The sequence below is a fragment of the Zobellella denitrificans genome (genome assembly GCF_002407485.1).
Taxonomy (GTDB): Bacteria; Pseudomonadota; Gammaproteobacteria; order Enterobacterales; family Aeromonadaceae; genus Oceanimonas; species Oceanimonas denitrificans.
In genome coordinates, this window is record NZ_CP012621.1 from 3599054 (window position 1) to 3625679 (window position 26626).

A 26626-nucleotide genomic window follows, 5' to 3' on the forward strand; every position below is an offset into this window, starting at 1 on the left:
CGCCGGTGCTACCATAGACGCCCTGTTTTCAACGAGGTAAGCCGAGCAATGAGCGAACAATTCAGCCTGGAAGGTCATCCCTTCATTCCCTTGCACAACCTGCTCAAGGTGCTGGGCTGGTGCGATACCGGCGCCATGGCGAAAGCCGTGATCGACGACGGCCTGGTACGGGTGAACGGTGAGGTGGAAGTGCGCAAGCGCTGCAAGGTCACGGCCGGGCAGAGCGTCAGCTTCAACGGCCAGGAAGTGGTGGTGACGGAATAGAAAAAGCCCCGCATCACTGCGGGGCTTTTTCGGAATCTGGTCGGCATGAGAGGATTCGAACCTCCGACCCCTTCGTCCCGAACGAAGTGCGCTACCAGGCTGCGCTACATGCCGTCAACGGGGCGTGAATGTACATAAACGGCGAAGGCCTTGCAAGCTCTTTTTGTGCAAAAACCTTATTTGGGGCCCAACAATCGCCCGGTCCAGTCATCTACCCGCCCCGCGGCCAGGTAACCCGCTGCTTTTTTTCGCCAACTGGCTGATAAATAATCCAATTCTGCCAACTCCCGTAAACCGGCCTCGTCGAAGGCATGATTGAACACTATGTCACCGGCCCGCTTCACCGGCATCCGCGGGCAGGGACGCTCCACCAGGGTCAATGCCGACTCGGGCATCACCTCCCCTTCCTCCAGTACCCGCAGCAACCAGCCGGCCCGGCCGTTGGCCTGCACCAGCACCGAGAAGAAATCGTAGCCGAAGCGGGCATTGAGCTTGTAGCAGGGCGAGCGGGGCTGGCTGATCTGCACCAGGGCGTCTCCCAACCGGCAGATGTCGCCGATGCAGGCTTCGCTCTCCAGCAGGCCCACGCCGGACAGATTCTCGCCGAAGGCGCCCTGCCCCAGCAGGGGCAGGGCCTGGGTCAGGCCCATGCCCTGGAACCAGCTTCGCCAGAAGTCGTAGTGCTCCCGGGGGTAGTAGTGCAGCGCCCGTTCGGGCCCGCCGTGATAGCGGGTGGAGACCTGGGCATCGTCGCTCAGGCCGGAAAAACCGCAGTGCTGGGGGCGCTCGACCGGCTGTTTGTCGATGGCGCTTTCGATCCGCGCGTTCAGCATCTTCGGCCGGCCGGCCAGAATAGTCACTTGCATCAAAGCCTCCCTGGCGTCGAAAAAGGCATTGCCGGTAAGACAAAGCCCGGCAATCAGGGTACATTGAGTCTATAGCCTTAATCCCCGTCATGCTTATCAAGGAACCGGGCATCATGTACAAACTGCTGCTCTTGCTGCTGGCCCTCGTCGGCCTGCCCACTCAGGCTAAACTGGTGGTCAACTTTCCGCAAGCGGACCCGGCACCGCCCCACCACCACTACTACCGCCAGGTGCTGGAACTGGCCCTGGAGAAGAGCGGCGAGCCCTTCACCCTCAACCCGGTGCCCTTGAACGAATCCCAGTTTCGCATCGCCCAGATGCTGTTCCGGGGCAACCCGGTCAACCTGGCCTGGATGGGCACCTCCTCCGAATACGAGCAAAAGCTGCTGCCGGTGCGGGTGCCTCTGATGCGCGGCCTGTCCGGCTTCCGGGTGCTGATCATCAACCGCTCGCGCCAGCCCGAGTTCAGCCAGGTACAGAGCCTGGCGGACCTGGCCGCCTTCACCGGGGTGCAGGGCATCGGCTGGAGCGACATCGAGGTGCTCAAGGGCGCCGGCCTCAATATCAGCGCCGCCCGCCGCACCACCATCCTCGACATGCTCAACCGGGATCAGCACGTGGACTACTATCCGCGCAGCCCGGTGGAGGCCTTCGGCGAGCTGGCCGCCCAGGGACAGGACTACCCGCAGCTGATGGTGGAGCCCCGGTTGCTGCTGCACTACCCCTTCGCGGTCTATTTCTTCGTCAGCCCCGAAGCGCCCCGGCTGGCCGAGGCGCTCACGCGGGGGCTGGAGCGGGCCTACAGCGACGGCAGCTTTATGGCCCTGTTCGAACGCCATCCGCTGATCCGCGACAGCCTGCGGCAACTGCAGGCGGAGCAGCGCCTGCGCCTGGAGCTGGCCAACCCGGATCTGACCGAGGCGACCCGCCGGCTGCCGGACCATTACTGGCACCCCGGCGCCCGGCCTTGAAAAAACGGCGGCGACCGCACAGTATCCCTATATCAACCCGCAGCGAGGAGCACGATCCGGTGAAGATCGCCTTTTTCAGCAGCCAGCCCTATATGCAGCACCCCTTCGCCGAGCAGAACGCCGGCTACGGCTTCGACATCACCTGGTTCGAGGCCAGGCTCGAGGCCAGCACCGCCGCCCTCGGCCAGGGCTTCGACGCCGTCTGCGTCTTCGTCAACGACAAGGTCGACGCCGATGTCATCCAGGTGCTGGCCGCCGCCGGGGTACGCCATATCGCCCTGCGCTGTGCCGGCTACAACAACGTGGACCTGGACGCGGCCCGGGCGGCGGGCATAACGGTGGTGCGGGTGCCCGCCTATTCGCCGGAGGCGGTGGCCGAGCACACGGTGGGGCTGATGCTGACCCTCAACCGCCATATCCACAAGGCCTACCAGCGCACCCGGGACGCCAACTTCTCCCTCAACGGCCTGGTCGGCTTCAACATGCACGGCAAAACCGCCGGCATCATCGGCACCGGCAAGATAGGGATCGCCACCCTGCGCATCCTCAAGGGCCTGGGCATGGCGCTGCTGGCGCACGATCCGACCGAGAGCCCGGAGGCCCTGGCCCTGGGAGTGCGCTACGTGCCCCTGGAACGGCTGTTCGCCGAGTCCGACGTCATCAGCCTGCACTGCCCCCTGTTCCAGGAAAACCACCACCTGCTCAACCGGGACAGCTTCGCCCGCATGAAGGACGGGGTGATGATCATCAACACCAGCCGGGGCGGCCTGCTCGACGCAAACGACGCCATCGAGGCCATCAACAACGGCAAGATAGGCAGCCTGGGTCTGGACGTGTACGAGGAAGAGGAGAACCTGTTCTTCACCGACAAGTCCGGCGAGATCATCCGGGACGACACCTTCCACCTGCTCTCCGCCTACCCCAACGTCATCATGACCGGGCACCAGGCCTTCCTCACCCGGGAGGCCCTGGCCGCCATCGCCGGTACCACCCTCGACAACCTGCGGCGGCTCTCCCGCGGTGAGCCCTGCGACAATAAAATCAACTAAGGAGCACCGCATGAAACACCTTCTCGTCGCCACCACCGCCAGCCTGCTGCTCGCCGCCTGCGCCGGCGGCGGCCTGGCCACCACCGAGTCCAGCCTGCAGCATCATCGCTGGGCCCTGGCCAGCGTCAACGGCGAGCCGGTCGATGCCGGCATCGGCTCCGAGCTGGCCATCGGCGAGCACATGGCCATCAGCGGCCTGGCCGGCTGCAACCGCTTCTTCGGCAGTGCCAAGCTGGAGCAGGGCCGGCTCAGGGCCGATCCCCTGGCCAGCACCAAGATGGCCTGCCTGTCCGACAGTATCCAGCAGGTTGAAACCGCGGTGCTGGCCACCCTCACCCAGGGCGCCGAAGTCCGCCACGAGGGCCGGCAACTCACCCTGACCGGCGGCGACTACGTCCTGGGCTATCGCCTGGCCGACGAGGACTGAAGCCATGAGCGAGCACTTCCTGATCTGTCCGGCCTGCGGGGCCAAGAACCGGGTGCCGGCAACCCGGCTGCAACAGGGGCCCCAGTGCGGCAAATGCAAAACCGCCCTGCTCCCCGCCGGCCCGCTTACCCTCGACGGTCCCCGGCTGGAGCGCCTGCTGGCCCACGAGACCCTGCCCCTGGTGGTGGACTTCTGGGCGCCCTGGTGCGGCCCCTGCAAGATGATGGCGCCGGTGTTCGAGGCCGCCGCCGGCGAGCTGCAGGGCAGGCTGCGCCTGGCCAAGCTGGATACCGAAGCCCACCCGCAGGCGGCGGCGCGCTTCGGTATCCGTTCCATCCCCACCCTGATTGTCTTCTCCGGCGGCAAGGAACTGGCGCGCCAGTCCGGCGCCCTGCCCGCCGGTCAGTTGCGCCAATGGCTGGCTCAGTTTTATTGAGTCAAGCCGAAGATGGCATCGGGAAGGGAATCCGGTTGCCAGCTCCTCAAAAAGCATCAATTTTTTTGAATAAAAGACTCTAATATCCCCGCTGGTTATCCTCGCCCGCTCGGCCACAATAGGGCTGTCACCATTCAAAGAGGAGCAGGATCATGGGCAAGCTGGTAGAGGGGGTATGGCACGACGTCTGGTACGACACCAAGGCCACCGAAGGGCGCTTCGAACGCAGCCAGAGTCAGTTCCGCCACTGGATCACGCCCACCGGCGAGGCGGGTCCCGGCGGCCAGGCGGGCTTCCAGGCCGAGGCGGGCCGCTACCACCTCTATGTGTCCCTGGCCTGCCCCTGGGCCCACCGCACCCTGATCATGCGCAGCCTGAAAGGGCTGGAGAAGATGATCTCGGTGTCCGTGGTGCATCCGGTGATGCTGGCGCACGGCTGGACCTTCGCCACCGACTTCGAGGGCGCCACCGGCGACAGCCTCTACGGCCTCGACTATCTGTACCAGCTCTACCTCAAGGCCGACGCCCGATACTCCGGCCGGGTCACGGTGCCGGTGCTGTGGGACAAGCAGCGGCAGACCATCGTCAGCAACGAGTCCGCCGACATCATCCGCATGCTGAACAGCGCCTTCGACGGCCTCGGCGCCATCCCGGGCGACTACTATCCGCAGGATCTGCGCAAGGACATCGACGAGCTCAACGCCTGGGTCTACGACCAGATCAACAACGGCGTCTACAAGGCCGGCTTCGCCACCCGCCAGGCCGCCTACGACGAGGCGGTGACCACCCTGTTCGAGGGGCTGGAGCGGCTCGAGCAACGGCTGTCCGGCCGGCGCTACCTGCTGGGCGAGCGCCTGACCGAGGCGGATATCCGGCTGTGGACCACCCTGGTCCGCTTCGACGCCGTCTATCACACCCACTTCAAGTGCGACCGGCGCAAGATAGCGGAATACCCGGCGCTCTACGGCTACCTGCGCGACCTCTACCAGACCGCGAATATCGCAGGCACCACCGACATGGCGCACATCCGCCACCACTATTTCCGCAGCCATCCAACCATCAACCCCCATGGCGTGGTGTCGGTGGGGCCGTTACAGGACTGGACGACGCCCCACGGACGCGGGCCGGCTGACGGGGCCGGGCAGGCGTAGCCGGCCGTTGCCGGATGGCACATCGCAGGGAGGCCGGCCGGGGGCAGGTACCGGCCGGCGCCCGGCCAGCCATTCCATTGCCGAAATTGCGCAGGCAGCCATGGATTATCGGGCGGGCAAGCTGGTATAAAGAGGTTTTTATTCCACTAGGTATGCCCCATGGACGCGCTTGAGCAAGATCGCTTAAAACGTATTCTTTCCAACACCCGCAGCATCGCCCTGGTCGGTGCCTCGAACCGCCCGGATCGCGCCAGCTATCAGGTGATGGAGTATCTGCTGCAACAGGGCTATCAGGTCTATCCGGTCAATGACCAGCTGGCGGGCGCCATCATCCTCGGCCAGACCTGCGTGGCCGGCCTGGAGGATCTGGATCAGCCGGTGCAGCTGGTCAACGTGTTCCGCCGCGGCGAGTTCGCCTCCGACATCGCCCTCGACGCCATCGAGCACGAGGCACTCTGCCTCTGGCTGCAACAGGGCATCACCAGCCTGCAGGCCGCCGAAGCCGCCGCCGAGGCCGAGCTGGAATACGTGGAAGATCTCTGTATCAAGCAGGTACACCAGCAGTTGCTGGGATAATCTGAGTCAAAAGGGGCCATAGGCCCCTTTCAGCTTGATGGCAACGTCGTTGTCATGACCGCATAAGCCGTTCCCTTTGTCCGCCTGTTCTGACATAGACGTTGCCTGTCCAGGTAAGCCTGAAGGTTTGCCAGCAGTCTGCTTTTTCTTTTATCGGGCGTCCGCCTCCGCCCTGGTGGGCACGTCCGTTTCCTGCTCCGGCGCTTCCGCCCGCCGGCCCAGCAGCCGCAGACCCAGGGCCATGATGCCGGCGCTGATCGCCAGCCCCAGCCACCAGGGCAGGCCGTAGGCCACCGGCAGTACGGCACAGAGGGTGCTGATCACCCCCACGAACAGGGCGTAGGGCAACTGGGTGCGCACATGCTCCACCAGGCCACAGCCCGACGCCATGGCCGCCAGCAGGGTGGTCTCGGCCAGGGGCGAGCAATGATCCCCCCACACCGCGCCGGCCAGCACCGCCGCCACCGCGGCGTAGAACAGGTGCATGGCCGCCGGATCCCCCGCCAGGCCGTGGTGCTGCAGCACCGCCCAGGCCAGGGGCACCACCAGCGGCATCATGATGCCCATCACCCCCCAGGAGGAGCCGGTGGCGAAGGCGGTAAAGGCCGACAGCAGGAAGACGCTCACCGGGATCAGCTCCGGACTCAGGCTGTCGCTCAGCACACTCACCAGGTAGTCGCTGGTATTGAGCGCCTCGTTCACCGACGACAGCGCCCAGGCCATCATCAGTATGGTGATGGGCAGCAGCATGGACTTGACTCCCTCGAACCAGTAATGGGCGGTCTCGTCCATGCTGAGCAGGCCCTGGGCCCGGGTCATCACCAGCGCCACCAGGGTGCTGAGCAACGAGCCCCACATCATGGCGGTGAAGGAGTCGCCGTTGCCGAACACATCGCGCAGGCTGGCCCCGGCGGGAAAGCCCAGCTCGCTCATGCCGGTATACCAGATGCCGCCCAGGGTGGTCAGCACCAGCACCGTCATCGGGATGATGGCGTTCAGGGCCCGGTGGGGAATGCCCGGCTTGGCGTCGATGCTGGCTTCCTCGGCGATGGCTTCCCGGTCGGTCAGCGCCTCGTCCTGTCCGCCGCACCGCTGCACCGCCCGGATTTCCGCCTTCAGCATGGGCCCGAAGTCGCGGCCGCTGAGGCTTATCATAAACACAAACAGCAGCGCCAGTATCGGATAGAAGCTGTAGCCGATGGCAGCCAGGAAGACGCCGTAGGCGGAGCCCTCGAACCCGGCCAGCGGACGCAGCGCCTCGTCGATCAGCCCCACCTGAAAGCCTATCCAGGTGGTCACCAGCAGGATGGCCGACACCGGCGCGGCGGTGGAGTCGACGATATAGGCCAGCTTTTCCCGGGAGATGCGCAGCTTGTCGGTGATGTTGCGCATGGTGTTGCCAACGATCAGGGCGTTGGCGTAGTCGTCGAAGAAAATGGCGGTGCCCAGCAGGCCGGTGGTGGTCTGGGCGCTGCGCCGGCCGCGCACGAAGCGGGTGATGTGGCGGGCGATGCCGACGGTGCCGCCGTTGCGGGAGATGATGCCCACCATGCCGCCGATCAGCAGGCAGAACAGCACCACCGACATGTGCTCCGAGTCGCTAGCGGCGGTCAGCACATGCACATTGACCGAGTCGAGCACGCTGGTCAGCAGCCGTTCCCCGGCCAGGCCGTAACCCAGCCAGCCGCCGACGCAGATGGCGACGAACAGCGCCAGTATCACCTGGCGGAACACCAGCGCCAGCACGATGGCGAGCAGGGCCGGCAGCACCGACAGCCAGGCGGCGATGGCCGGACTTTGTGCCTCGGCCAGCACCCGGCCGGTGGCGTCCACCAGGGCCAGGGCGGCGTGGTCGGCGCCGGTGACCAGGCCCTCCACCAGCGCCTCGCCGCCGTCGAACACCAGGGCGTGGCGCCGGCCGTCCAGCACCAGCCACAGGGGCTGTGCCGGGGTGCCGCTCACCGTCACCTCGAAGGGGATCCCCTTCAGCACCAGGGCCGGCGGACTCAGCGCCAGCGCCGGTTCCGTCTCCCCGGCCCTAAGGCTGCCCGGCCACAACAACACCAGGGCCAGCAGGGCGGTCAGCAGCGGCCCGAATGACTTTTGATATCCTTCCATGGTTGTTCCTCGTTTAGAACCAGTTTGAAATCTGTTGCACTCGGCCAAAGGGCACTACTCCTCCGGCACGCCGTGGGACCTGATACTCGCCATTTCGGCCTGCTGCAAACATTCACTGAATGTTCGCAGCAGACGGAAAAGGCGAGTGTCATCTATTGCGGCGTGTCGGCGGAGCTGGCCCTGTTGACTCTTCGCGGAGTCGTTACCGACGAGCGTCGCAAAGCGCGTACGCAGGTGCTTACACCGAACGCAGATACCAGTCGTACTCCTGGGAGCTGACATGGCGCATAAACAGCTGCCGCTCGCCGTAGCGGTTGGCGTGGTAGACCCGGCAGAACTCCGCCCCCAGGTAGGAGGGCAGCACCTCGTTGCGCTGCCACTGATCCAGCGCCTGGATCCAGCTGTTGGGCAGGCTGGGCGGATGGCTGGCGTAGGCGTTGCCGGTCACCGGCGCCGGCGGGCTCAGCCGCTGGCTGATGCCGAGGTGGATGCCCGCCAGTATGCTGGCCACCAGCAGGTAGGGGTTGGCGTCGGCACCGGCCACCCGGTGCTCCAGCCGGCGCGCCTCGGCGCTTCCGCCTGGAATGCGCACCGCCACGGTGCGGTTGTCGGCGCCCCAGGTCTGGCTCATGGGCACGTAGAAGCCGGGCTGGAAACGGCGGTAGCTGTTGGCGTTGGGGGCGAACACCACCATGGACTCGGGCATCAGCGCCAGTACCCCGGCCACCGCCTGGCGCAGCAGCGCGCTGCTCAGGCCCTGGTCATTCTCGCTGGCGAACAGGTTGCGCCCCTGCTGGTCGATAAGGCTCACATGGATATGAGTGCCGCTGCCCGCCTCCTGGTTGTAGGGCTTGGCCATAAAGGTGGCCTCCATGCCGTGGCGGGCCGCCACCCCCTTGATCAAGCGCTTGAGCAGCACCGCCTCGTCGCAGGCCTGCATGGCGTCGGCCCTGTGCTTGAGGTTGATCTCGAACTGGCCCGGGGCGCATTCGGCGATGGCGGTATCCACCGGCAGTTGCTGGGTCAGGGCCGACTGGTGGATGCTTTCGATAAAGTCGCAGTAGTCGTCCAGATCCGACAGGGAATACACCTGGCACTGCTTGTCCCGCTTGCCGGTCACCGGCGACAAGGGCGGCTGCAACTGGTGCTGGCCGTCCCGCTCGCGGTCCACCACGTAGAACTCGGTTTCCACCGCCACCACCGGCGTCAGCCCCAGCTCGGCAAAACGGTCCAGCACCCGCCGCAGCACATGGCGGGGATCGTAGACGAAGGGACGGCCATCGTTTTCAAACATGCTCATCAGCACCTGGGCGCAGGGCCTGTCCTGCCAGGGCACCCGGCTCAGGGTGCCCGGCACCGGAAAGCACAGCCGATCCCCCTCCCCCTGATCCAGGCCCAGCCCGGTTTCTTCGATGGTGTTGCCGTTGATGTCCAGCGCGAACAGGGACGCCGGCAGGCAGACCCCCTCTTCGTAGGCCTTGAGCAGGCTGTCCCGGGGGATGCGTTTGCCGCGCACCACCCCGTTGATGTCGCCGATCATCAGGTCGATGGAATTGATATCCGGGTTCTGCTCCAGAAACGCCCGGGCTTCTTGCATGCCCCTGTCACCCATAGTGAACTCCATGTTACTTTTTAATAACCACATCAAAGGATAATTCGTTATAGAATACTGAACACACCAGAGCAAGACGGCCGCCTAGCCCAAGGTTAATATTTTGTGAAAAATAGTTAAGCGCATCACAAATAATGCAGGCAACCCGCTTAAAACATGCTCTAAGATCTGGATCAAACGATGGAGTCATGCTCTTATTTCATTTATGCAAGATATCGCGATACGTTGAATATATAAACCAACAGATTTTATCAGGTGAAATAATGGAAACAAAAATGAACAAACCTGTGGTGAGCGTCAGCGCCTGCCAACGCCAGATTGAGGGGCATGGCTGCCATATGGTGGTCAACAAGTACGTCGAGGCCCTGCGCCGCTCGGCCGGGGTGGAGGTGGTACTGCTGCCGGCCCTGGACGAGGGCCTGGATCCGGCCATCCTGGCCCGGCTCGACGGCCTCTGCCTCACCGGCAGCTACAGCAATGTGGAGCCCCGCCATTTCGGCCAGGCCCCCTGGCCCGGCGACTGCCGCTACGATCCGGCCCGGGACGGCTCGGCCCTGTCGCTCGTCCGCGCCGCCCGCCGCCTGCAACTGCCCCTGCTCGGCATCTGCCGGGGGCTGCAGGAAATGAACGTGGCCTACGGCGGCAGCCTGCGCCAGCCGCTGCAGGAACTGCCCGGCCTGCTCGATCACCGGGAGCCGGCCGCCGACCACATGGACGAACACTACCGGCCCGCCCACGGCATCCGCCTCAATCCGGACGGCCTGCTCGCCCGGCTCGGCGGCGAGCCGGAATTCGAGGTCAATTCCCTGCACCAGCAGGGCATCGACCGGCTGGGCGAGGGCCTGATCGCCGAGGCCCTGGCCCCGGACGGCCTGATCGAGGCCATCAGCGATCCGGCCCATCCCTTCGCCCTGGGCGTGCAGTGGCACCCGGAATGGCACAGCGACGAGCATCCGCTCTATCGGGCCATCTTTACTGCCTTCGGCGCTGCCTGCGCCCGGTACCGGCAACGTATCCTCGCCTGAAAAAGGCCTCTTATTCCGCAAGAGGGACAGGCTACTGCCCGCCCCGCTAGCACTCGAACAACCCAGAACACGCCTGAACAGGCCCGGACGACAAGGACATCATCATGCAACAACACGACACCCATACCCTGCGCCAGGACGACAGCCGCCACCACCTGCACCCCTTCACCGACACCAAGGCGCTGGGCAGCGGCAGCCGCATCATCACCGGCGCCGACGGCATCTACATCCACGACTCCGAAGGCAACCGCATCCTCGATGGCATGGCCGGGCTCTGGTGCGTCAACCTGGGCTACGGCCGCCGGGAGCTGGTGGAGGCCGCCGCCGCCCAGATGACCGAGCTGCCCTACTACAACAACTTCTTCAAGACCGCCCACCCGCCGGCGATCAAACTTGCCAAAAAACTGACCGAGCTGGCCCCCGGGCACATCAACCACGTGTTCTTCACCGGCTCCGGCTCCGAGTCCAACGACACCGTGGTGCGCATGGTGCGCCGCTACTGGCAGCTCAAGGGCCAGCCGCAAAAAACCGTGATCATCGGCCGGCGCAACGGCTACCACGGCTCCACCCTGGCCGGCGCCAGCCTGGGCGGCATGGCGCCCATGCACGAGCAGGGCGGCCCCATGCTGCCGGACGTGGCGCACATCGCCCAGCCCTACTGGTTCGGCGAGGGCCGGGAAATGAGCCCGCAGGAATTCGGCCTGCTGGCGGCTCAGTCTCTTGAGCAGAAAATCAAGGAGCTGGGAGTGGAGCGGGTGGCCGCCTTTATTGCCGAGCCGGTGCAGGGCGCGGGCGGCGTCATCATCCCCCCCGACAGCTACTGGCCCGAGATCCAGCGCATCTGCGACCACTACGGCATCCTGCTGGTGGCCGACGAGGTGATCTGCGGCTTCGGCCGGCTGGGCCAGTGGTTCGGCAGCCAGCACTTCAACATCAAGCCCGATCTTATGCCCATCGCCAAGGGGCTGTCCTCCGGCTACCTGCCCATCGGCGGCGTACTGGTGGGCGACCGGGTGGCCGAGGTGCTGATCGAGCAGGGCGGCGAGTTCTACCACGGCTTCACCTACTCCGGCCACCCGGCCTGCGCCGCCGTGGCCCTGCGCAACCTGGAGCTGATGGAAGAAGAAGGCATCCTCGAGCGGGTGCGCGAGCTCACCGGCCCCTACTTTGCCAAACAGTGGGCCACCCTGGCCGATCACCCCCTGGTGGGCGAGGTGCGCAGCCTGGGATTGCTCGGCGCCCTGGAGCTGGTGGCCGACAAAACCACCCTGGCCCGCTTCGAGCCGGGCATCGGCGCCCAGTGCCGGGACAACTGCTTCGCGACCGGCATCGTCATGCGCTCGGTGGGCGAGACCATGGTGGTGTCCCCGCCCCTGGTGATCACCGAGGCCCAGATAGACGAGCTGGTGCGCCTGGCCCGCCAGAGCCTGGATCTGACCGCCCGCCAGCTGGGCCTGATGGACTGAGGTGACCCCATGAGCGAACACACCTTTGCCGACTGGCGCGCCCTGAGCGAGGGCCTGCAACCCGAGGGCCGGGCCTTTATCCGCGGCCGCTACTGCGAGGCGGCAAGCGGCGCTCGCTTCGCCACCCTCAACCCGGCCAACGGCCTGCCCCTGGCCCTGGTGGCCAGCTGCGACGAGCAGGACGCGGAGCTGGCGGTGGGCCATGCCCGCGCCGCCTTCCGCCGGGGCGACTGGTCCGCCCTGGCTCCGGCCGGGCGCAAGGCCGTGCTGCTGCGGCTGGCCGGGCTGATGGAGCGGCACGCCGAGGAGCTGGCCCTGCTCGACAGCCTGGATATGGGCAAACCCATCTCGAACAGCCTTAACGTGGATCTGCCCGCCGCCGTGCGCTGCCTGCGCTGGAACGCCGAGGCCATCGACAAGGTCTACGGCGAGGTGGCCCCCACCGGCCCCGACAGCCTGGGGCTGGTCACCCGGGAGCCGCTCGGGGTGGTGGCGGCCCTGGTGCCCTGGAACTTTCCGCTGATGATGGCCTGCTGGAAAATCGCCCCGGCGCTGGCCGCCGGCAACGCGGTGATCCTCAAGCCCTCGGAGAAGTCGCCGCTCAGTGCCATCCGGCTGGCGGCCCTGGCCCGGGAGGCGGGCCTGCCCGACGGCATCCTGCAGGTGCTGCCGGGCTACGGCCACACCGTGGGCAAGGCCCTGGCCCTGCACCCGGAGGTGGACGCCCTGGCCTTTACCGGTTCCACCCGGGTGGGCAAGCTGCTCACCCGGTATGCAGGCGAGTCCAACCTCAAGCGCACCTTTATGGAATGCGGCGGCAAGAGCGCCAATATCGTCTTCGCCGACGCCGGCGATCTGGACCGGGTGGCGCGGGAGGCGGCCCAGGCCATCTTCTACAACCAGGGCGAGGTGTGCATCGCCGGCTCCCGGCTGCTGGTGGAAAACACCATCAAGGAGGAGCTGGTCGAACGCATCCTGCACCACGCCCGGGCCTGGCAACCAGGCCACCCGCTGGATCCCCAAAGCCCCATGGGCGCCATCGTGGATGCCGCCCAGCTCGACGGCATCTGCGGCCATGTGCACAAGGCCCTGGCCCAGGGCGCCCGGCTGCGCCTGGGCGGCGAGCCGGTGCTTACCGACGGCGGCGGCTGTTATTTTCCGCCCACTGTGTTCGACCAGGTGCACAACGGCATGGCCCTGGCACGGGAGGAAGTGTTCGGCCCGGTGCTGGCGGTGATCGGCTTCGACGGCGCGGACGAGGCGGTGGCCATCGCCAACGACTCCCCCTACGGCCTGGCGGCGGCGGTGTGGACCCAGAACCTGGACCTGGCGCTGACCACGGCGCGGCGGCTGGAGTCGGGCCAGGTGTTCGTCAACAACTACGCCGGCGGCGACATGACGGTGCCCTTCGGCGGGGTCAAGCAGTCGGGCAACGGCCGGGACAAGTCGCTGCATTCCCTGGCGGAATACAGCCAGTTGAAGACCACCTGGATAGCCCTGAGCGCAGGTTAGCCAGGGCCCGGGCCGTGTAAACGTTGACCGGCATGATGCTTATTGGGGCGCGGGCGACTCGCCCGCATGAGGGCGGCACCGAAGTTGGGCGAAGGCACTGTCCAACCCGCGCTGCCTGTTCCGCCTCGAGTCTTTTTAAACCTGTGGTGTGGCGGGCCAATCCGAAGGGTCCCGCTGCGCGGGAAAGCGGGCGGGCCGCCCGCGCCCCATGGTGGCGGAGGTGGCCCTGTTGCCTCTTATCTACGCTCACAACAGACGGCCCGATGTGATTAATGGCCAAGCTCCGGAGGCACTATGCGGGAGCGCTCATCTTGCCGATTAACCCGCAGAGCGCCTGCAGCTCCCGCTGCACCGGCTCCTCGAAGGGAAAACCGATATTGATGCGCAGGCAGTCCCGATAGCGGTCGGAGGCGGTGAACAGCGCGCCGGTGCGGATATCCAGCCCCGCCCGTTCCGCCGCCCGGCCGAGGGCGTCACCGTCCAGCCCCGGCACCTGGAGCCACAACACCAGGCCGCCGTCGGGCTGGCTGATGCGGCACCCTTCGGGCAGGTGGCGGACCAGGTAGTCGAGATACAGCGGCTTGTGCCGGGCCAGCCGGTCACGAGTGCGCCTGAGATGGCGGGCGTAGGCGCCGCTGTCGATAAAATCGGCCAGCGCCAGCTGCATCAGGGTCGGCACCCCCAGCGCCCGCTGCACATAGGGCCGGAAGTAGCGGCCCGGCCGGCACCAGCCCAGGCGATAGCTGGGCGACAATGTCTTGGACAGGGAGCCGCACCAGATCACGAAGCCGCCCTCGTCATGGTAGGCGGCCGGCAGCGGTACATGCGGGTGATGCGCCAGCTCGAGGTAGACATCGTCCTCGATCACCGGCACCCGGTAGCGGTTGGCCAGTTGCGCCAGCCGCCGCTTCTGCGCCACCGACATGGTGATGCCCTGGGGGTTCATGTGGGTGGTACAGAACAGCCCCGCCTGCACGGTGCCGAGCCGCAGGTGGTGCTCCAGCTGCGCCAGGTCGATGCCGTCGTCCAGCGACGGAATTTCCACGATGCGCAGTGACAGCTGCGCCAGCACCTCCAGCAGGCCGTTGTAACAGGGCGAGCTGATGGCGACGGCGTCGCCGGGCCGGGTACAGACCTCGAGCGCGGTCTTCACCGCGTCCATGCAGCCATGGCCGATCACCAGCTCGTCCGCATCCATCGCAAAGCCGCACTGGCCGAAGTGGCCGGCCAGGGCCTCGCGCAGCGCCGCCTCCCCCTGCGGCGCCGGATAGCGGTCGAGGCGTTCGCCGGCCGCCCGCAGGGCCCGGCGGAAGCTGCGCTCCAGGGCGGCCCGGCTGGCCTCTTCCAGGGACAGGCGCGAGGTGCCCAGGGGGCCGCTCAGGGTGGCGGGGTGGCGATAGGGCACCACGGGGGTGGCGAGCCGGCTTTCGAAAGGCGCCCATTCGGGCCCTTGGGTGGTGGCGCGGCGCGGCGCGACGAAAAAGCCCGCCTTGGGCCTTGCCTCCAGCCAGCCGAGGGATTCCAGCTCGGCGTAACAGCTGACGGCGGTGGACAGACTGACCCCCTGCTGCCGGGCGAACTGCCGCAGCGACAGCAGGCGATCGCCGGCGGCGAGCCTGCCCGCCCGGATATCGCCGATGAATTTCTGCGCCAGCTCCCGGTATTTCGCCATGCCCACCTCATCTGTACCCATTAAATTTCCAAAAATTGTATCTGTACCGATTTTTGCCCGCAAGCGACACTGGCTCCGTCACATATCAACAGGGGGGAACGGGAGCTATGCAGGGTCGGGATTTATTGCTTATCGTATCGGTGATGGCGATTTGGGGATTCAACTTTTCGATGATCAAGCTCGGGGTCACCGGGATGGATCCGTTGTTGATCGCGGCGGCGCGCTTCGCCTGCGCCACCTTTCCCATCATTTTCTTTATTCGCCGGCCCAAGGTGCCCTGGCGCTACCTGATGGGCTACGGCCTGCTGTTCGGCACCGGCATCTGGGGCATGGCCTCGTGCGCCATCACCTTCGGCCTGTCGTCGGGCATGGCGTCGGTGCTGCTGCAGCTCGACGTGCTGACCACGGTGCTGGTGGGGGTGCTGCTCTACAAGGAGATCATCTCCCCGCGCATGTGGTTCGGCATGGGGATGGCGCTGGTGGGCCTGGTGGTGTCCATCCTCTACACCAACGGCAACGTGACCCCGGCGGGCGTGGCCTTTATCCTGATCTCCGCGATTTGCTGGCCGCTGGCCGGGGTCATGGTGCGTCAGTCGGGCACCCGCTCGCCCTTCGCCTTCAACATCTGGGGCATGCTGTTCGCGCCGCTGCCGCTGATCGGCCTGAGTGTGCTGTTCAACGGGGTGGAGGTGCTTGAGATCACCTACCGGCAGTGGAACGCCGAGGCCTGGCTCTCGGTGCTGTTCCAGGCCTACCCCACCACCCTGTTCGGCTACTGGGTGTGGAACAAGATGCTGCTCAAATACCCCATGAGCCAGATGGCGCCGCTTACCCTGCTGGTGTCGGTGTTCGCCCTGGCCAGCGGCTACCTCATCTACGGCGAGCGGCTGTCCGTCGCCCAGTGGGTATCGTGCAGCGCCTTCCTGCTCGGCGTCGGCCTGGTGCTCTACCGGGGGCCCTTGCCCGGTGCGGCCAGGACGGTAAAGGAGCAGAAAGCGGTGTCTTAAGCGCCCTCATCGGCAGTCAGAAATGCTTGGCGGGGGTGGAGCAGCTGACGATCCGGCAGGGCTGGTCGCTGACATTGCGGAAGCGGTGGGGCTGGGTGGTGGAGAAATAGTAGCTGTCCCCTTCCTTCAGCACCCGGCACTGGGCGCCGACGATCAGCTCGATTTCTCCCTCGATCACCACCCCGGCTTCCTCGCCCCGGTAGGCCATCATGTCGTGGCCGGTATCCACCCCGGGCGGATAGGTTTCGATGATAAAGGACATGGCCCTGTTCTTGCGGTTGTAGCCCACCAGCTTGAGCGACAGGCTGCCGGTGCCCACGTCCTGCAGCTCGTCGGCGGTATAGAAGATCTGATCGGTGTTCTGCAAGTCCAGGGTGAAGAACTCGCCCACGGTGATGGGAATGCCGTCGAGGATCTTCTTCAGCGAACTGACCGAGGGGCTGACCTTGCCCTGCTCGATCAACGACAGGCTGGAATGGGTCACGCCGGTGCGTTTGGCCAGCTCCCGCTGGGAGATGTTGCGCAGCAGGCGCACCGCCTTGAGCCGGGCACCCACATCGTTGGCGTCGTCTGAACCTTGATCCGCTGTCGTCATATCACCACGCAAGAAGAGGAAAAATTGTGCGAGCCGGATTCTACAGGAAGCCGGAAGAGGCTGTAAAACGATTCCAACTGCCCGTCCCGCCGAATAAATTTCACGGCGGGATCCTTACAGTCCCGCCCGCTCCAGGCGTGCCGCCATCTCGCCCAGCCCTGCCAGCCCCTGGATATCGGTGGGCTGCAGATAAAGCGGATAACGGGGCAGATCGGCGAACAGGCGCGCGATCTCCGCCAGGTGGGTCTGCTCCAGCTCGCGCCGCCGGGCCAGGAAGTCGCCGTCGGCGTCGTCCGGCAGTATGCGGTTGACCACCAGCCCGGCCAGGGGCAGCTTTTCCGCCTTGAGCGCCGCCACCGCCCGCCCGGTTTCCAGTATCGGCAGCTTCTCCGGAGTCAGCACGAACAGCAGCGCGCTCTGCTCCGCATCCGTCAGCACCCGGCGGGTACGCTGGAACAGCCGTTGGCGCGCCAGCAGGGTCTCGGTGATGGCCTTGCTCCTGTCGTCCAGGCCGGCGGTTTCGTGCTCGCGCGGATCCTCGAAGGGATTGTCGATATCCCGGCCCGCCTTCGGTGTCAGGTGCCCCAGCACCTCCCCCAGCTTTTCCGAGCGCTTGTTGCTGCGCAGCAGCCCCTGGGTCCAGGCGGCCATGGCCTCGGGCAGGCTGAGCAGGCGCAGGGTATGGCCGGTGGGGGCGGTATCGAACACGATGAGATCGTGGCTCTGCATGCCCTCTTCGATCACCCGGGCGATGCGCTCCAGCAGCGCCGCCTCCTGGGCGCCGGGGGACTGGCGGGTCAGCCGGATCTGGCGCTCCACCTCACCGTACATCTCGGGTCGGGTAAAGCGCTTGAGCTGGGTCAGCACCTTTTGCAGGTGCTGCTCCACCTCCCGGTCCGGATCCAGCTCCAGGCCGTCCAGGTTGGGCGCCAGCCGGGTGATATTGTCGCCTATCTCCCGGCCGAAGGCGTCGGCCAGGCTGTGGGCCGGATCGGTGGACACCAGCAGGCAGCGCTTGCCCCTGCTGGCGGCCAGCAGCGCCAGGGCGGACGACACCGTGGTCTTGCCCACGCCGCCTTTGCCGCCCACCAGCAGCACTCTTTTATCGGTTAATGGCATAGTGTTCTCCGGGAACTCCAGGCTGTTGCACGCGACTTGGCTGTTATGTCCAAGCAGGCAACGCCCATGGTATAAGGGAGGACAATGGGAGCCGCTCCGCCGACCGTGACATGCCAGGGATGGCATGTCCGAGCCCCCAGGGATGGGTTTATGGCGTGTCGGCGGAACGGCTCCCCTTGGCCGACGACCTCGACGTCGGCAGCTTGCTCCCTCAGCAACAGCGAAAATGATCGAGCGGGGAATGCTCCATCCCCATCCGCTTATGCCAGTCGTGAAAACGCTCCAGCAGCAGGGGCTGAAGCTCCAGGGTGTAATAGGAGGCCGGGTTCGGTACTCCCATCATTTCCGAAAACACCAGCAGCATGAAGAGATCGTCCTCCTCCCGCTTGGCCCGGGCGATGGCCGCCCGGTAGGGGGCGTTGTAGACCTCTTCCGCAAACCGGCTGGCCTGGGCGACCCAGGCCAGTATGCGCTTTACCTTCACCCCTCGTCCTCGACCCGTTCGGTCGCGCCCTGGCGCAGCCTGGCCAGGGTCGAGCCGCACTCCAGCGCCACCAGTATGGCCGCCACCAGCACCACCAGATCCAGGCCGAACAGGAACCAGTTGCCCTGATCGTAGAAGCCCTTGAGCTGGATCAGCAGCGCCAGCACCGTCATCACCAGCACGAACACCAGCGGCAGCAGGGTGTAGTACACCGGCCGCTTGAGCCGCGCCAGCATCACGGTGATCACCAGCAGGGTCAGGCCGGCCAGCAACTGGTTGGTGGTACCGAACAGGGGCCAGATCAGCAGGCCGCCGGAGCCGTCGCCGCCGGCGCCGAAGGCCAGCAGCAGGCAGGAGCCCACCGCCAGCAGGGTGGCCGGCGCCGCCTTCTGCATCCAGCCGAGGTTATAGATGCTGCCCCACTCCTGGAAGATGTAGCGCTGCAGCCGCAGGCCGGTGTCCATGGTGGTGCCGGCGAACAGCACCGCCATCACGGTGAGGATGGTCTGGGACAGCTCGATATTGAAGCCGAGGCCGTTGCTCAGGATATTGGCACCGCCCTGCACGAAGGCGGCCACCCCGCCCTTGCCGAAGGCGTCGTACACGCCCTGCCAGTCGGCCAGGGTGGCGAAGCCGGCGGTGGCGGCGATGATGGCGGCCAGCGCCAGGGAGCCCTCGCCGATGGCGCCGAAGTAACCCACGAAGCGCAGATCCGGCTCCTTGTTGAGCTGCTTGGAGGTGGTACCGGACGACACCAGACCGTGAAAACCGGAGATGGCGCCGCAGGCGATGGTGACGAACAACAGCGGGATCAGCGACGGCGTGCCTTCCGGCACATCGGTGTTGAAGGCCGGGGCCACCACCTCGGGGGCGGAGATGATGACGGCGCCGTAGAGCAGGGCCAGGCCCACGAACAGCTGCAGGCCGTTGATGTAGTCCCGGGGCTGCAGCAGCATCCATACCGGCAGCAACGAGGCGATGGCGGCATAGACGAACAGCAGGATGATCCACTGGGCCCTGTCGGTCAGGCCGAGGAACAGCTCCGGCAGCGCCAGGGGCATGGCAGGCCCGACCCAGATCAGGGCGTAGAGGGCGATCACCCCCACCACCGACACCGTGAGCAGGCCGATGATGCGACGGTAGATCAACTGGCCGATGATCAGCGCCACCACGATGGCGCCCCACACCGGGATCACCGCGGTCTGGAACTGGGTCAGCAGGCCGGCGATGACCACCGCGAACACGGCGTTCACCATCAGCAACACCAGAAAGATGACGATCATAAAGATGCTGCGGGCGCGGGCGCCCACCACGTCGCCGGTGAGGGCCCCCACCGACCTGGCCTTGTTGCGGTTACTGGCCCAGATGGCGCCGGCGTCGTGCACCCCGGCGAAGAAGATGGTGCCGAGCGTCACCCACAAGAAGGCCGGCACCCAGCCCCAGATCACCGCGATGGCCGGGCCGACAATGGGCGCGGCCCCGGCCACCGAGGTGAAGTGGTGGCCCCAGAGCACGAACTTGTTGGTGGGCACATAGTCCACCCCGTCCTCGAACTCGTGGGCCGGGGTGCGGAAAGCCGGATCCAGCCTGAAGATTTTTTCGGCAATAAACTTGGAATAGACGAAGTAGCCGAGCGCCATGGCGCCAAGCCCGGCCAGCATCAGGAATATTGCATTCATATCACCATTCTCCCGTCAGAATAATGCAATGTTATTGTTGTTATGGTTGCTCCAGGCCGGGCAGGAATGCCGGCCAGAGCCCTTAGCAAAGGCAAAAAGCCGGCCAAAATCAAGGAGTAATATCAAAAAGACGGGAAAGTGAACGCCGCCTCCCGACGAGAGAGGCCGCATTGAATGCTGCGCAATGGTTAAACAAAAGAAAAACCAACCACAAAAAACAAACAGCCCAGGCGAAAGCATCACAAGAGCCCCAGGCAAGCCGATATCACACCAAATTATCAGGCCGGAATCAGCAGCTCACGGAGCCGTTCGATACTCATCGGTTGGTGATACTTGAACCCCTGCAGGTAATCGCAGCCCTGCTCCTGCAGCCAGGCTTCCTGCTCCTGGTTTTCCACCCCCTCGGCCACCACTTCCAGCCCCAGGCCCCTGGCCAGGCCGAGGATCGAGAGGGTAATGGCGCAGTCGTCCACGTCCTGGGGCAGATCCCGGGTGAAGGAACGGTCGATTTTGAGCTTGGTGAAAGGCAGGTTCTTGAGCCGCAGCAGCGAGGAATAGCCGGTGCCGAAGTCGTCGATGGACAGCTTGATGCCCATGCGCACCAGCTCCTCCAGGGTCTGGCGCAAGGCCCTGGAATCCCCCTTGATGGCGTCTTCGATCACTTCCAGCTCCAGCTGTTCCCCCTTCACCTGGTAGCGATGGAGCATCCCCCAGACCTTGTCGGACAGTTGGGGATCCATGATGGCATCGGCCGACAGGTTGACCGCCACCGGCGGCAACGCCACCTCCAGCCGGCAGGACTCCCGGATATCCCGGCATACCCGCTCCAGCATCCACTGATCCAGGGCGGCGATCAGGCCCGCCTCGTAGGCCAGGGGCAAGAACTCCGCCGGCGACATAAAGCCCAGGGTCTCGTGATGCCAGCGGACCAGGGCTTCGGCCCCCACCAGGCGCTGGCCGTCGTTGGCCACTATCGGCTGGTAGAGCACGCTCAGCCCGTTGTTGGCGATGGCGTCCGCCAACTGGCTTTCCAGCAGGAAACGGGCCTTGGCCGAGGCGGAAATGTCCTGGTTGAAATACTGGGCCTGGCGCCGGCCGCTGGCCTTGGCGTGGTACATGGCGGATTCGCTGTGGCGGATCAGGGTGGAGATGTCGTCGCCGTCGTAGGGGAAGAAGGAGATGCCGATGCTCACACTCACCTGCACTTTCTGTTCGCCCACCATGATGGGATGGCCAATGGCTTCCAGAATGGCGTCCACCGCCCCGTGCATGGTGCCCACTTCCTTGGGAAAGCGGTAGATCATGGCGAACTCGTCGCCGCCCACCCGCGCCACCAGTTCCTTGCCCGGCAGCAGCATGCCCCGCAGCCGGGCCGCCACCTCGCTGACCACTTCGTTGCCCACGTGCAGCCCCATGCCGTTGTTGATGGCATTGAGCCGGTCGATGTCGATCCACAGCAGGGCGAAAGGCTCGGGCAGGGCCCTGCTGCTCTGCTCGATCAGCCGCTTGATATGGTTGCGCAGGGCGCGCTGGTTGAACAGGCCGGTAAAATCATCGTGGTGGGTCACGTAGTCGAGCTCTTTGCGACTGTTCAGCCAGGCTTCGTGGGAATTGATCAGGCTGACGCAGCCGGCGATGGCGGTCACGAAGGCGATGTCGGCCAGGGTCCAGCGGCGCCGCTGCCCGGCGGCCAGGGAGATCACGCCCCCGAGCCGGCAACCGTCGAAAATGGGCGCGTCCAGCAGGGAGGCGACGCCACCGCCATCGCCGTCACAGTGGCTCAGGGTGAGGGTGCGCGGATCCGAGGAGACGTCCTCGACACTGATGATTTCGGCGGCGGACAGGGCGGAGAAATAGTCGCCCAGTTGCTCCCGGCCCAGGTTGCGGGGGCTGTTGTCGAGCCCGCTTTCTCGGCGGTAGGACAAAACCCGGTTCAGGCTGTTGCCGCTGATGCAGGTGGTCCAGACGCTGACCTTGTCCACGCCGAGCAGCTCGCCGCAGAGGGCGCTCAGGGCCTCCAGCTTGCCACGCTTGTCCCGCCCGCTGAAATCCCGGCTATGCTGCAGCTGCATCAGCGCCTGGTGATAGCCGAAAAAGGTCTGAATTTGATCCACAGATAGTCCGTTAACTGTTTTTATCCCCGCCTATAATGGCAAAGCCATTCGGCACTGTCCACGCGCATTCCGTCCCGGCACAAAAACAGGACTCCCTCCGGCTATTTAATAACAGCTTGTTTTGTTTGATGTTGTGCCCCCGAAGCCCGCGGGCCCTATTCTTCGCGGAAAATGGTGATCTGGCTGAAGCCGAGCTTGCGGAAGTATTCCTCGCGGAATTCCTTCAATGTTTTTCTGTCGTTGCGGCTGACGTTGGCCAACTGGGTTTCCATGCGACGAAACTCGGCCAGATCCACCCCTTCGGCCGCGGCGATGGCGTCGTAGAGGCTGTGGTGCTTGTCGTTGGCGTAGCCGATTTCTTTCTGTTGCTTGCGGTAGTGGTAACGGATGCGAAATGCCATGGATGCGGTTCCCGGGGAAAAGGCCATTGTCGCCTCAATGGCGGCCCCGACTCAAGCCCGGACAGGGGACGGATTCCCATCCGCCCGCCATGGGCGCATAATGGGCGGGAATGAAACGAACCTATGCCGCCCTTTCCGCTGCCGGCACCGGCAGGCGAAACCTGTTGCTACTGCTGCTCTTGCTGGGCATGGCCCTGCTCGCCTACCTGCTGTACGGCACCGCCCGCCTGCAGGCCATGGCCCAGATCCGCGAGCAGGCCGACGCCAACCTCAACCGCTATATCCTGAGCCTGCAGCACCAGCTCGACCGCCACAAGGACCTGCCCCGGCTGCTGGCCAACCAGCAGCAGTTGATCGCCCTGCTGCAGGATCCGGACAACCCGCACAAAACCGACCAGGCCAACCGTTACCTGGCCTGGGTCAACGACACCATGGGCGCCACCGACAGTTACCTGATCGCCACCAACGGCATCACCCTGGCCGCCAGCAACTGGGATCAGCCCCGCCCCTTCACCGGCAACGACTACAGCTTCCGGCCCTATTTCCAGCAGGCGATGGAAGGGGGCCCCGGCCGCTATTTCGCCCTGGGCAATACCTCCCGGGTGCGGGGCTACTTCTTCTCCCACCCGGTGATGCAGGGCGAAGAGATCATCGGGGTCACCGTGGTCAAGGTGGACCTGGAAGACGTGGAAGAAGACTGGAGCGACCCGCTGCAGGACATACTGGTCATGGACGAGGACGGGGTCATCTTTATCTCCACCCGCGCCCACTGGCGTTTCCGCACCCTGGGCCAGTTGCCGGGATACGAGCATATCCTGGCCAGCCGCCAGTATGGCAACCACGAATTGCGCCAGTTGCAGGCGCTGGCGGCAGGCCGGCCACCGGCGCTGGCCGGCCTGCTGTCCGAGGCGGACGTCGCCCGCATCCGCGCCAGCCAGCGCTACGGCAGCGCGCCGTTGCTGCCCCTCGACATAGTACGGCGGGAGGCCACCGCCCAGGGTGACCTGCTGCTTACCCTGATCGACCAACCGCCCAGCTCCGATGGCCTGGATCCACAGCCGACCGGCCACTACCTGCTGGTCAGCCGGCTGCTGCCCGAGGCGGGCATGAGGGTGGCGGTGCTGGCCAGCCTGCGCCCGCTGGAGACCAGCGTTTTCCGTACCCTGGCGGTCGGGCTTACCTTCTACCTGGTGGTCGCCGCCCTGGCGCTGTTCCTGGTGGCCCGGCACCGCTTGAAGAAACGCTACGAGGCCGAACTGCAACGGGCCCACGAGGCCCTGGAACTGCGGGTCGAGCAGCGCACCCGCGAGCTGACCGAAGCCAACCGGCGGCTGCAGCAGGAGATGGAGCAACACCACCAGACCCAGAACCAGCTGATCCAGACCGCCAAGCTGGCGGTGCTGGGCCAGCTTTCCGCCGGCATCAACCACGAGCTGAGCCAGCCGCTCACCGCCATCCGCCACTATGCGGACAACGGCCGCAAGCTGCTGGAGCGGGGCAAGGCCGGGTCGGTGGCCACCAACCTGGAGGAAATCGCCGGCCTGGCCGGGCGCATGGCCACCATACTGCAGCCGCTGCGGGAATTCGCCCGCCAGAACGGCGATCTCGGGCAGAGCGTCAACCTGCAGCACCTGCGCCAGGGGGTCATGGTGATCATGGGTAGCCAGCTGGAGCAGCAGGGCGCCCGCATCGACTGGCCCGACGATCTCGGCGGAGTCTGGGTGCGCGGCGACATCGGCCGGCTGGAGCAGGTGCTGGTGAACCTGATCAGCAACGCCCTGCAGGCCATGGCCGGGCAGGCGGAACCCCGCATCGAGGTGGGCCTCTGCACCACCGACGAGGAGGTGCAGCTGACCCTGCGGGATCATGGCCCCGGCCTGGCGGAGCACGCCCTGGAGCACATCTTCGAGCCTTTCTATACCACCAAGTCCGCCGGCCTGGGGCTGGGGCTGTCCATCTCCCACCGCATCGTCCAGAGCCTGGACGGCCGGCTGGAGGCGCGCAACCACCCCGGTGGCGGCGCCCTCTTCACCCTGACCCTGAAACGGACCCGAGCGCACGAACAGGAGCCCCGATGAACAGCGATCACACCGTCATCCTGGTGGACGACGATCCCCATGTCCGGCTGTCCGCCGGCCAGACCCTGGAGCTGGAAGACTACCAGGTCGTCCCCCTGGCCAGTGCCGAACGGGCGCTGGCCCTGATCGACCAGGATTTTACCGGGGTGCTGGTCACCGACATCAACATGCCGGGCATGACCGGGCTCGAGCTGCTGCAGCAGGTCAAGGCGGTGGATGCGGACATTCCGGTGATCCTGATCACCGGCTTCGGCGACATCTCCATGGCGGTGGGCGCCATCCGCAACGGCGCCTACGACTTTATCGAAAAGCCCTTCTCCGCCGACCTGCTGCTGGACGTGGTGCACCGGGCCCTGGAAAAGCGCGCCCTGACCCTGGAGAACCGCCAGCTGCGCCAGGAGCTGCAGGCCCAGAGCGCGCCCGGCCCGCGCATCATCGGCAACACTCCCGCGGTCCAGCAACTGCGCCGGCTGGTGCAGGCGGTGGCGGAAACCCCGGCCGACGTGCTGCTGATGGGCGAAACCGGCACCGGCAAGGATTTGCTGGCCCGCTATATCCATGAACACAGCCCGCGCCGGGAGCGCAACTTCGTGGCCATCAACTGCGGCGGCATGCCCGAGACCCTGATCGAGTCCGAGCTGTTCGGCCATGAGAAGGGCGCCTTTACCGACGCCAAGGAAAGGCGTATCGGCAAGTTCGAGCACGCCCATGGCGGCACCCTCTTCCTCGACGAGATCGAAAGCATGCCCATGAGCCTGCAGGTCAAGCTGCTGCGGGTACTGGAAGAACGGGCCATAGAGCGGCTCGGCTCCAACAAGCTGATCCCCTTGGATCTGCGCATCATCGCCGCCACCAAGGCGGATCTCAAGGCCCAGGCGGAGGCCGGGGAATTCCGGGAGGATCTTTATTACCGGCTGAATGTGGTGCGCATCGACATCCCGCCCCTGCGCGCCCGGGCCCAGGACATCCCCATGCTGTTCCAGCACTTCGCCCTGCTCGCCTCCGCCCTGTACGAACGGGAGATACCGCCCCTGTCGGCGGAGCGGATCCACCGCCTGATGAGCCACGACTGGCCGGGCAACGTACGCGAGCTGCGTAACCTGGCGGAGCGCTACGTGCTGCTGGGCGAAGCCTGCACCTTCGACTTCGACGACAGGCCCATCCTCGACCAGGAGCCCACCGCCCTGGGGCTGGCGGCCCGGGTCGACCATTTCGAAAAAACCCTGATCCAGGCCGAACTGGCCCGCCATGGCGGCTCCATCAAGGACACCCTGGAGAGCCTGCAGCTGCCGCGCAAGACCCTGTACGACAAGATGAAGAAGCACGGCCTGGACAAGAACGACTACAAGGCCGATCAGGGCTGATCGGCCTTGCTTTTACCCATGGAACCGTTAAATATAAGCAATCACTAAAATAAAAAGAGGTGACCATGACGGACAAAATCTACCGGGTACAAACCGAAATGACTGCCGGCTGGAGGGTCAGCGCCCAGGTGGGCAACCACCAGATGGTGATAGACCAGGCCACCGCCGGCGACACCGGCCCCAACCCCCTCGATACCTTCCTGTTTTCCCTGGCCGGCTGCGTGTCCACCATCGCCAAGATGGTGGCCCGGGAGCAGGGCATCGCCTTCAGGGGCATCAAGGTAGCGGTGGAAGGGGTGCTCAACCCGGCGGCCCTGGCCGGCAAGCCCAGCGAGGATCCGGTGGGCTTCAAGCGCATCGACATCCGGGCCGACATCGACGCCGACCTGGACGACGAGCAAAAGCTTGCTTTCCTCGAGCTGGTCTGCCGGCGCTGCCCGGTGCACCATAACCTCTGTCATCCCTGCCTGATCGAGCACCGCCTCGGCTGATACCGACCCCATGGGTGGATTTCCACCCATGGATGTCCCCCCTTTCTTCCGGCGGGAACAACAATGCCAGCCGCCAGGATATATCCCCCCGAAACAATCCCATGCCGGCTTGCGCCTGCCCTCTCCCTGTACGCCAAGGCGTGATGTTT

At 65.5% G+C, this 26626-nt stretch carries 24 protein-coding genes and 1 tRNA gene; 14 read left to right on the forward strand and 11 right to left on the reverse strand.

The window, feature by feature from the left end; translation table 11 throughout:
• Positions 1-48: 48 nt before the first annotated feature.
• Positions 49-264: an RNA-binding S4 domain-containing protein gene (locus tag AN401_RS17005; RefSeq protein WP_094038399.1), complete on the forward strand. Its 216-nt coding sequence runs from the start codon at positions 49-51 to the stop codon at positions 262-264.
• 37 nt (positions 265-301) lie between these two features.
• On the opposite strand, the gene AN401_RS17010 is transcribed toward AN401_RS17005, so the two are convergent.
• Both AN401_RS17010 and AN401_RS17015 read right to left on the reverse strand, forming a co-directional pair.
• A tRNA-Pro gene (locus AN401_RS17010) sits at positions 302-378 on the reverse strand.
• Between the two features lie 62 nt (positions 379-440).
• Positions 441-1130 carry an MOSC domain-containing protein gene (locus tag AN401_RS17015; protein ID WP_096779989.1) on the reverse strand — a complete coding sequence of 230 codons (690 nt, stop codon included), beginning with the start codon at positions 1128-1130 and terminating at the stop codon, positions 441-443.
• A 113-nt stretch (positions 1131-1243) separates the two neighbouring features.
• Between AN401_RS17015 and AN401_RS17020 the strand changes: the two genes are divergently transcribed.
• The 6 genes from AN401_RS17020 to AN401_RS17045 all read left to right on the forward strand — a co-directional run bounded on the left by AN401_RS17020 (position 1244) and on the right by AN401_RS17045 (position 5740).
• Positions 1244-2101, forward strand: a complete 858-nt coding sequence (locus AN401_RS17020; RefSeq protein WP_142995566.1) for a type 2 periplasmic-binding domain-containing protein — start codon at positions 1244-1246, stop codon at positions 2099-2101.
• A gap of 59 nt (positions 2102-2160) precedes the next feature.
• Complete coding sequence (locus AN401_RS17025; protein WP_096779990.1) at positions 2161-3150, forward strand: 2-hydroxyacid dehydrogenase; 990 nt, start codon at positions 2161-2163, stop codon at positions 3148-3150.
• Positions 3151-3160: 10 nt separating this feature from the next.
• Complete coding sequence (locus AN401_RS17030; RefSeq protein ID WP_096779991.1) at positions 3161-3577, forward strand: META domain-containing protein; 417 nt, start codon at positions 3161-3163, stop codon at positions 3575-3577.
• Positions 3578-3581: 4 nt separating this feature from the next.
• Entirely contained in the window at positions 3582-4013 is a 432-nt protein-coding gene (trxC, locus tag AN401_RS17035; RefSeq protein WP_096779992.1) for a thioredoxin TrxC, read from the forward strand.
• A gap of 152 nt (positions 4014-4165) precedes the next feature.
• Positions 4166-5164, forward strand: a complete 999-nt coding sequence (locus AN401_RS17040; RefSeq protein WP_094038405.1) for a glutathione S-transferase family protein — start codon at positions 4166-4168, stop codon at positions 5162-5164.
• Between the two features lie 159 nt (positions 5165-5323).
• Positions 5324-5740 (forward strand): CoA-binding protein, encoded by a 417-nt coding sequence (locus tag AN401_RS17045; protein ID WP_094038406.1) that lies wholly within the window; start codon positions 5324-5326, stop codon positions 5738-5740.
• Positions 5741-5890: 150 nt separating this feature from the next.
• On the opposite strand, the gene AN401_RS17050 is transcribed toward AN401_RS17045, so the two are convergent.
• Positions 5891-7858, reverse strand: a complete 1968-nt coding sequence (locus AN401_RS17050; protein WP_096779993.1) for a Na+/H+ antiporter NhaC family protein — start codon at positions 7856-7858, stop codon at positions 5891-5893.
• A gap of 238 nt (positions 7859-8096) precedes the next feature.
• Positions 8097-9470: a glutamine synthetase family protein gene (locus AN401_RS17055; protein ID WP_096779994.1), complete on the reverse strand. Its 1374-nt coding sequence runs from the start codon at positions 9468-9470 to the stop codon at positions 8097-8099.
• A 275-nt stretch (positions 9471-9745) separates the two neighbouring features.
• Here AN401_RS17055 and AN401_RS17060 point away from each other — a divergent pair, with 275 nt between their 5' ends.
• The 3 genes from AN401_RS17060 (at position 9746) to AN401_RS17070 (ending at position 13473) form a co-directional block, all read left to right on the forward strand.
• Positions 9746-10495, forward strand: a complete 750-nt coding sequence (locus tag AN401_RS17060) for a gamma-glutamyl-gamma-aminobutyrate hydrolase family protein (protein ID WP_096779995.1) — start codon at positions 9746-9748, stop codon at positions 10493-10495.
• 104 nt (positions 10496-10599) lie between these two features.
• Complete coding sequence (locus tag AN401_RS17065; RefSeq protein ID WP_096779996.1) at positions 10600-11961, forward strand: aspartate aminotransferase family protein; 1362 nt, start codon at positions 10600-10602, stop codon at positions 11959-11961.
• A gap of 9 nt (positions 11962-11970) precedes the next feature.
• On the forward strand, positions 11971-13473 hold the full coding sequence (locus tag AN401_RS17070; RefSeq protein WP_096779997.1) for an aldehyde dehydrogenase: 1503 nt from the start codon (positions 11971-11973) through the stop codon (positions 13471-13473).
• 292 nt (positions 13474-13765) lie between these two features.
• On the opposite strand, the gene AN401_RS17075 is transcribed toward AN401_RS17070, so the two are convergent.
• Positions 13766-15166 (reverse strand): aminotransferase-like domain-containing protein, encoded by a 1401-nt coding sequence (locus tag AN401_RS17075; protein WP_198401760.1) that lies wholly within the window; start codon positions 15164-15166, stop codon positions 13766-13768.
• 86 nt (positions 15167-15252) lie between these two features.
• Between AN401_RS17075 and AN401_RS17080 the strand changes: the two genes are divergently transcribed.
• Positions 15253-16152, forward strand: a complete 900-nt coding sequence (locus tag AN401_RS17080; protein WP_096779999.1) for an EamA family transporter — start codon at positions 15253-15255, stop codon at positions 16150-16152.
• A 16-nt stretch (positions 16153-16168) separates the two neighbouring features.
• On the opposite strand, the gene AN401_RS17085 is transcribed toward AN401_RS17080, so the two are convergent.
• From AN401_RS17085 to AN401_RS17110, 6 genes are all read right to left on the reverse strand, one after another.
• A complete protein-coding gene (locus AN401_RS17085) occupies positions 16169-16747 on the reverse strand; it encodes a cupin domain-containing protein (RefSeq protein WP_094038414.1) in 579 nt (192 codons plus the stop codon).
• Positions 16748-16861: 114 nt separating this feature from the next.
• Complete coding sequence (locus AN401_RS17090; RefSeq protein ID WP_096780000.1) at positions 16862-17866, reverse strand: ArsA family ATPase; 1005 nt, start codon at positions 17864-17866, stop codon at positions 16862-16864.
• 211 nt (positions 17867-18077) lie between these two features.
• The gene (locus AN401_RS17095) at positions 18078-18350 is read right to left on the reverse strand and encodes a cory-CC-star protein (RefSeq protein ID WP_096780001.1); all 273 of its coding nucleotides are present in this window, start codon (positions 18348-18350) and stop codon (positions 18078-18080) included.
• Positions 18347-20029 carry a carbon starvation CstA family protein gene (locus AN401_RS17100; protein ID WP_094038417.1) on the reverse strand — a complete coding sequence of 561 codons (1683 nt, stop codon included), beginning with the start codon at positions 20027-20029 and terminating at the stop codon, positions 18347-18349. Before AN401_RS17100 ends, AN401_RS17095 begins: the two co-directional genes overlap by 4 nt.
• 278 nt (positions 20030-20307) lie before the next feature.
• Positions 20308-22143 carry a sensor domain-containing phosphodiesterase gene (locus tag AN401_RS17105; RefSeq protein WP_096780002.1) on the reverse strand — a complete coding sequence of 612 codons (1836 nt, stop codon included), beginning with the start codon at positions 22141-22143 and terminating at the stop codon, positions 20308-20310.
• Positions 22144-22298: 155 nt separating this feature from the next.
• Complete coding sequence (locus AN401_RS17110) at positions 22299-22544, reverse strand: DUF2960 domain-containing protein (RefSeq protein ID WP_094038419.1); 246 nt, start codon at positions 22542-22544, stop codon at positions 22299-22301.
• 110 nt (positions 22545-22654) lie between these two features.
• On the opposite strand from AN401_RS17110, the gene AN401_RS17115 reads away from it, so the two are divergent.
• The 3 genes from AN401_RS17115 to AN401_RS17125 all read left to right on the forward strand — a co-directional run bounded on the left by AN401_RS17115 (position 22655) and on the right by AN401_RS17125 (position 26477).
• The gene (locus AN401_RS17115) at positions 22655-24622 is read left to right on the forward strand and encodes a sensor histidine kinase (RefSeq protein ID WP_232513341.1); all 1968 of its coding nucleotides are present in this window, start codon (positions 22655-22657) and stop codon (positions 24620-24622) included.
• Positions 24619-25986 (forward strand): sigma-54-dependent transcriptional regulator, encoded by a 1368-nt coding sequence (locus AN401_RS17120; protein ID WP_096780003.1) that lies wholly within the window; start codon positions 24619-24621, stop codon positions 25984-25986. The genes AN401_RS17115 and AN401_RS17120 overlap by 4 nt, the downstream gene beginning before the upstream one ends.
• A 65-nt stretch (positions 25987-26051) precedes the next feature.
• Positions 26052-26477 carry an OsmC family protein gene (locus AN401_RS17125; protein WP_094038421.1) on the forward strand — a complete coding sequence of 142 codons (426 nt, stop codon included), beginning with the start codon at positions 26052-26054 and terminating at the stop codon, positions 26475-26477.
• Positions 26478-26626: the final 149 nt, after the last annotated feature.

Bases quoted from the DNA above. Each gene is read 5' to 3' on its own strand.
- AN401_RS17005 (WP_094038399.1), top strand. From the start codon at position 49: ATGAGCGAACAATTCAGCCTGGAAGGTCATCCCTTCATTCCCTTGCAC.
- AN401_RS17015 (WP_096779989.1), bottom strand. From the start codon at position 1,130: ATGCAAGTGACTATTCTGGCCGGCCGGCCGAAGATGCTGAACGCGCGG.
- AN401_RS17020 (WP_142995566.1), top strand. From the start codon at position 1,244: ATGTACAAACTGCTGCTCTTGCTGCTGGCCCTCGTCGGCCTGCCCACT.
- AN401_RS17030 (WP_096779991.1), top strand. From the start codon at position 3,161: ATGAAACACCTTCTCGTCGCCACCACCGCCAGCCTGCTGCTCGCCGCC.
- trxC (WP_096779992.1), top strand. From the start codon at position 3,582: ATGAGCGAGCACTTCCTGATCTGTCCGGCCTGCGGGGCCAAGAACCGG.
- AN401_RS17040 (WP_094038405.1), top strand. From the start codon at position 4,166: ATGGGCAAGCTGGTAGAGGGGGTATGGCACGACGTCTGGTACGACACC.
- AN401_RS17045 (WP_094038406.1), top strand. From the start codon at position 5,324: ATGGACGCGCTTGAGCAAGATCGCTTAAAACGTATTCTTTCCAACACC.
- AN401_RS17050 (WP_096779993.1), bottom strand. From the start codon at position 7,858: ATGGAAGGATATCAAAAGTCATTCGGGCCGCTGCTGACCGCCCTGCTG.
- AN401_RS17055 (WP_096779994.1), bottom strand. From the start codon at position 9,470: ATGGGTGACAGGGGCATGCAAGAAGCCCGGGCGTTTCTGGAGCAGAAC.
- AN401_RS17060 (WP_096779995.1), top strand. From the start codon at position 9,746: ATGAACAAACCTGTGGTGAGCGTCAGCGCCTGCCAACGCCAGATTGAG.
- AN401_RS17065 (WP_096779996.1), top strand. From the start codon at position 10,600: ATGCAACAACACGACACCCATACCCTGCGCCAGGACGACAGCCGCCAC.
- AN401_RS17070 (WP_096779997.1), top strand. From the start codon at position 11,971: ATGAGCGAACACACCTTTGCCGACTGGCGCGCCCTGAGCGAGGGCCTG.
- AN401_RS17075 (WP_198401760.1), bottom strand. From the start codon at position 15,166: ATGGGTACAGATGAGGTGGGCATGGCGAAATACCGGGAGCTGGCGCAG.
- AN401_RS17080 (WP_096779999.1), top strand. From the start codon at position 15,253: ATGCAGGGTCGGGATTTATTGCTTATCGTATCGGTGATGGCGATTTGG.
- AN401_RS17085 (WP_094038414.1), bottom strand. From the start codon at position 16,747: ATGACGACAGCGGATCAAGGTTCAGACGACGCCAACGATGTGGGTGCC.
- AN401_RS17090 (WP_096780000.1), bottom strand. From the start codon at position 17,866: ATGCCATTAACCGATAAAAGAGTGCTGCTGGTGGGCGGCAAAGGCGGC.
- AN401_RS17100 (WP_094038417.1), bottom strand. From the start codon at position 20,029: ATGAATGCAATATTCCTGATGCTGGCCGGGCTTGGCGCCATGGCGCTC.
- AN401_RS17110 (WP_094038419.1), bottom strand. From the start codon at position 22,544: ATGGCATTTCGCATCCGTTACCACTACCGCAAGCAACAGAAAGAAATC.
- AN401_RS17115 (WP_232513341.1), top strand. From the start codon at position 22,655: ATGAAACGAACCTATGCCGCCCTTTCCGCTGCCGGCACCGGCAGGCGA.
- AN401_RS17120 (WP_096780003.1), top strand. From the start codon at position 24,619: ATGAACAGCGATCACACCGTCATCCTGGTGGACGACGATCCCCATGTC.
- AN401_RS17125 (WP_094038421.1), top strand. From the start codon at position 26,052: ATGACGGACAAAATCTACCGGGTACAAACCGAAATGACTGCCGGCTGG.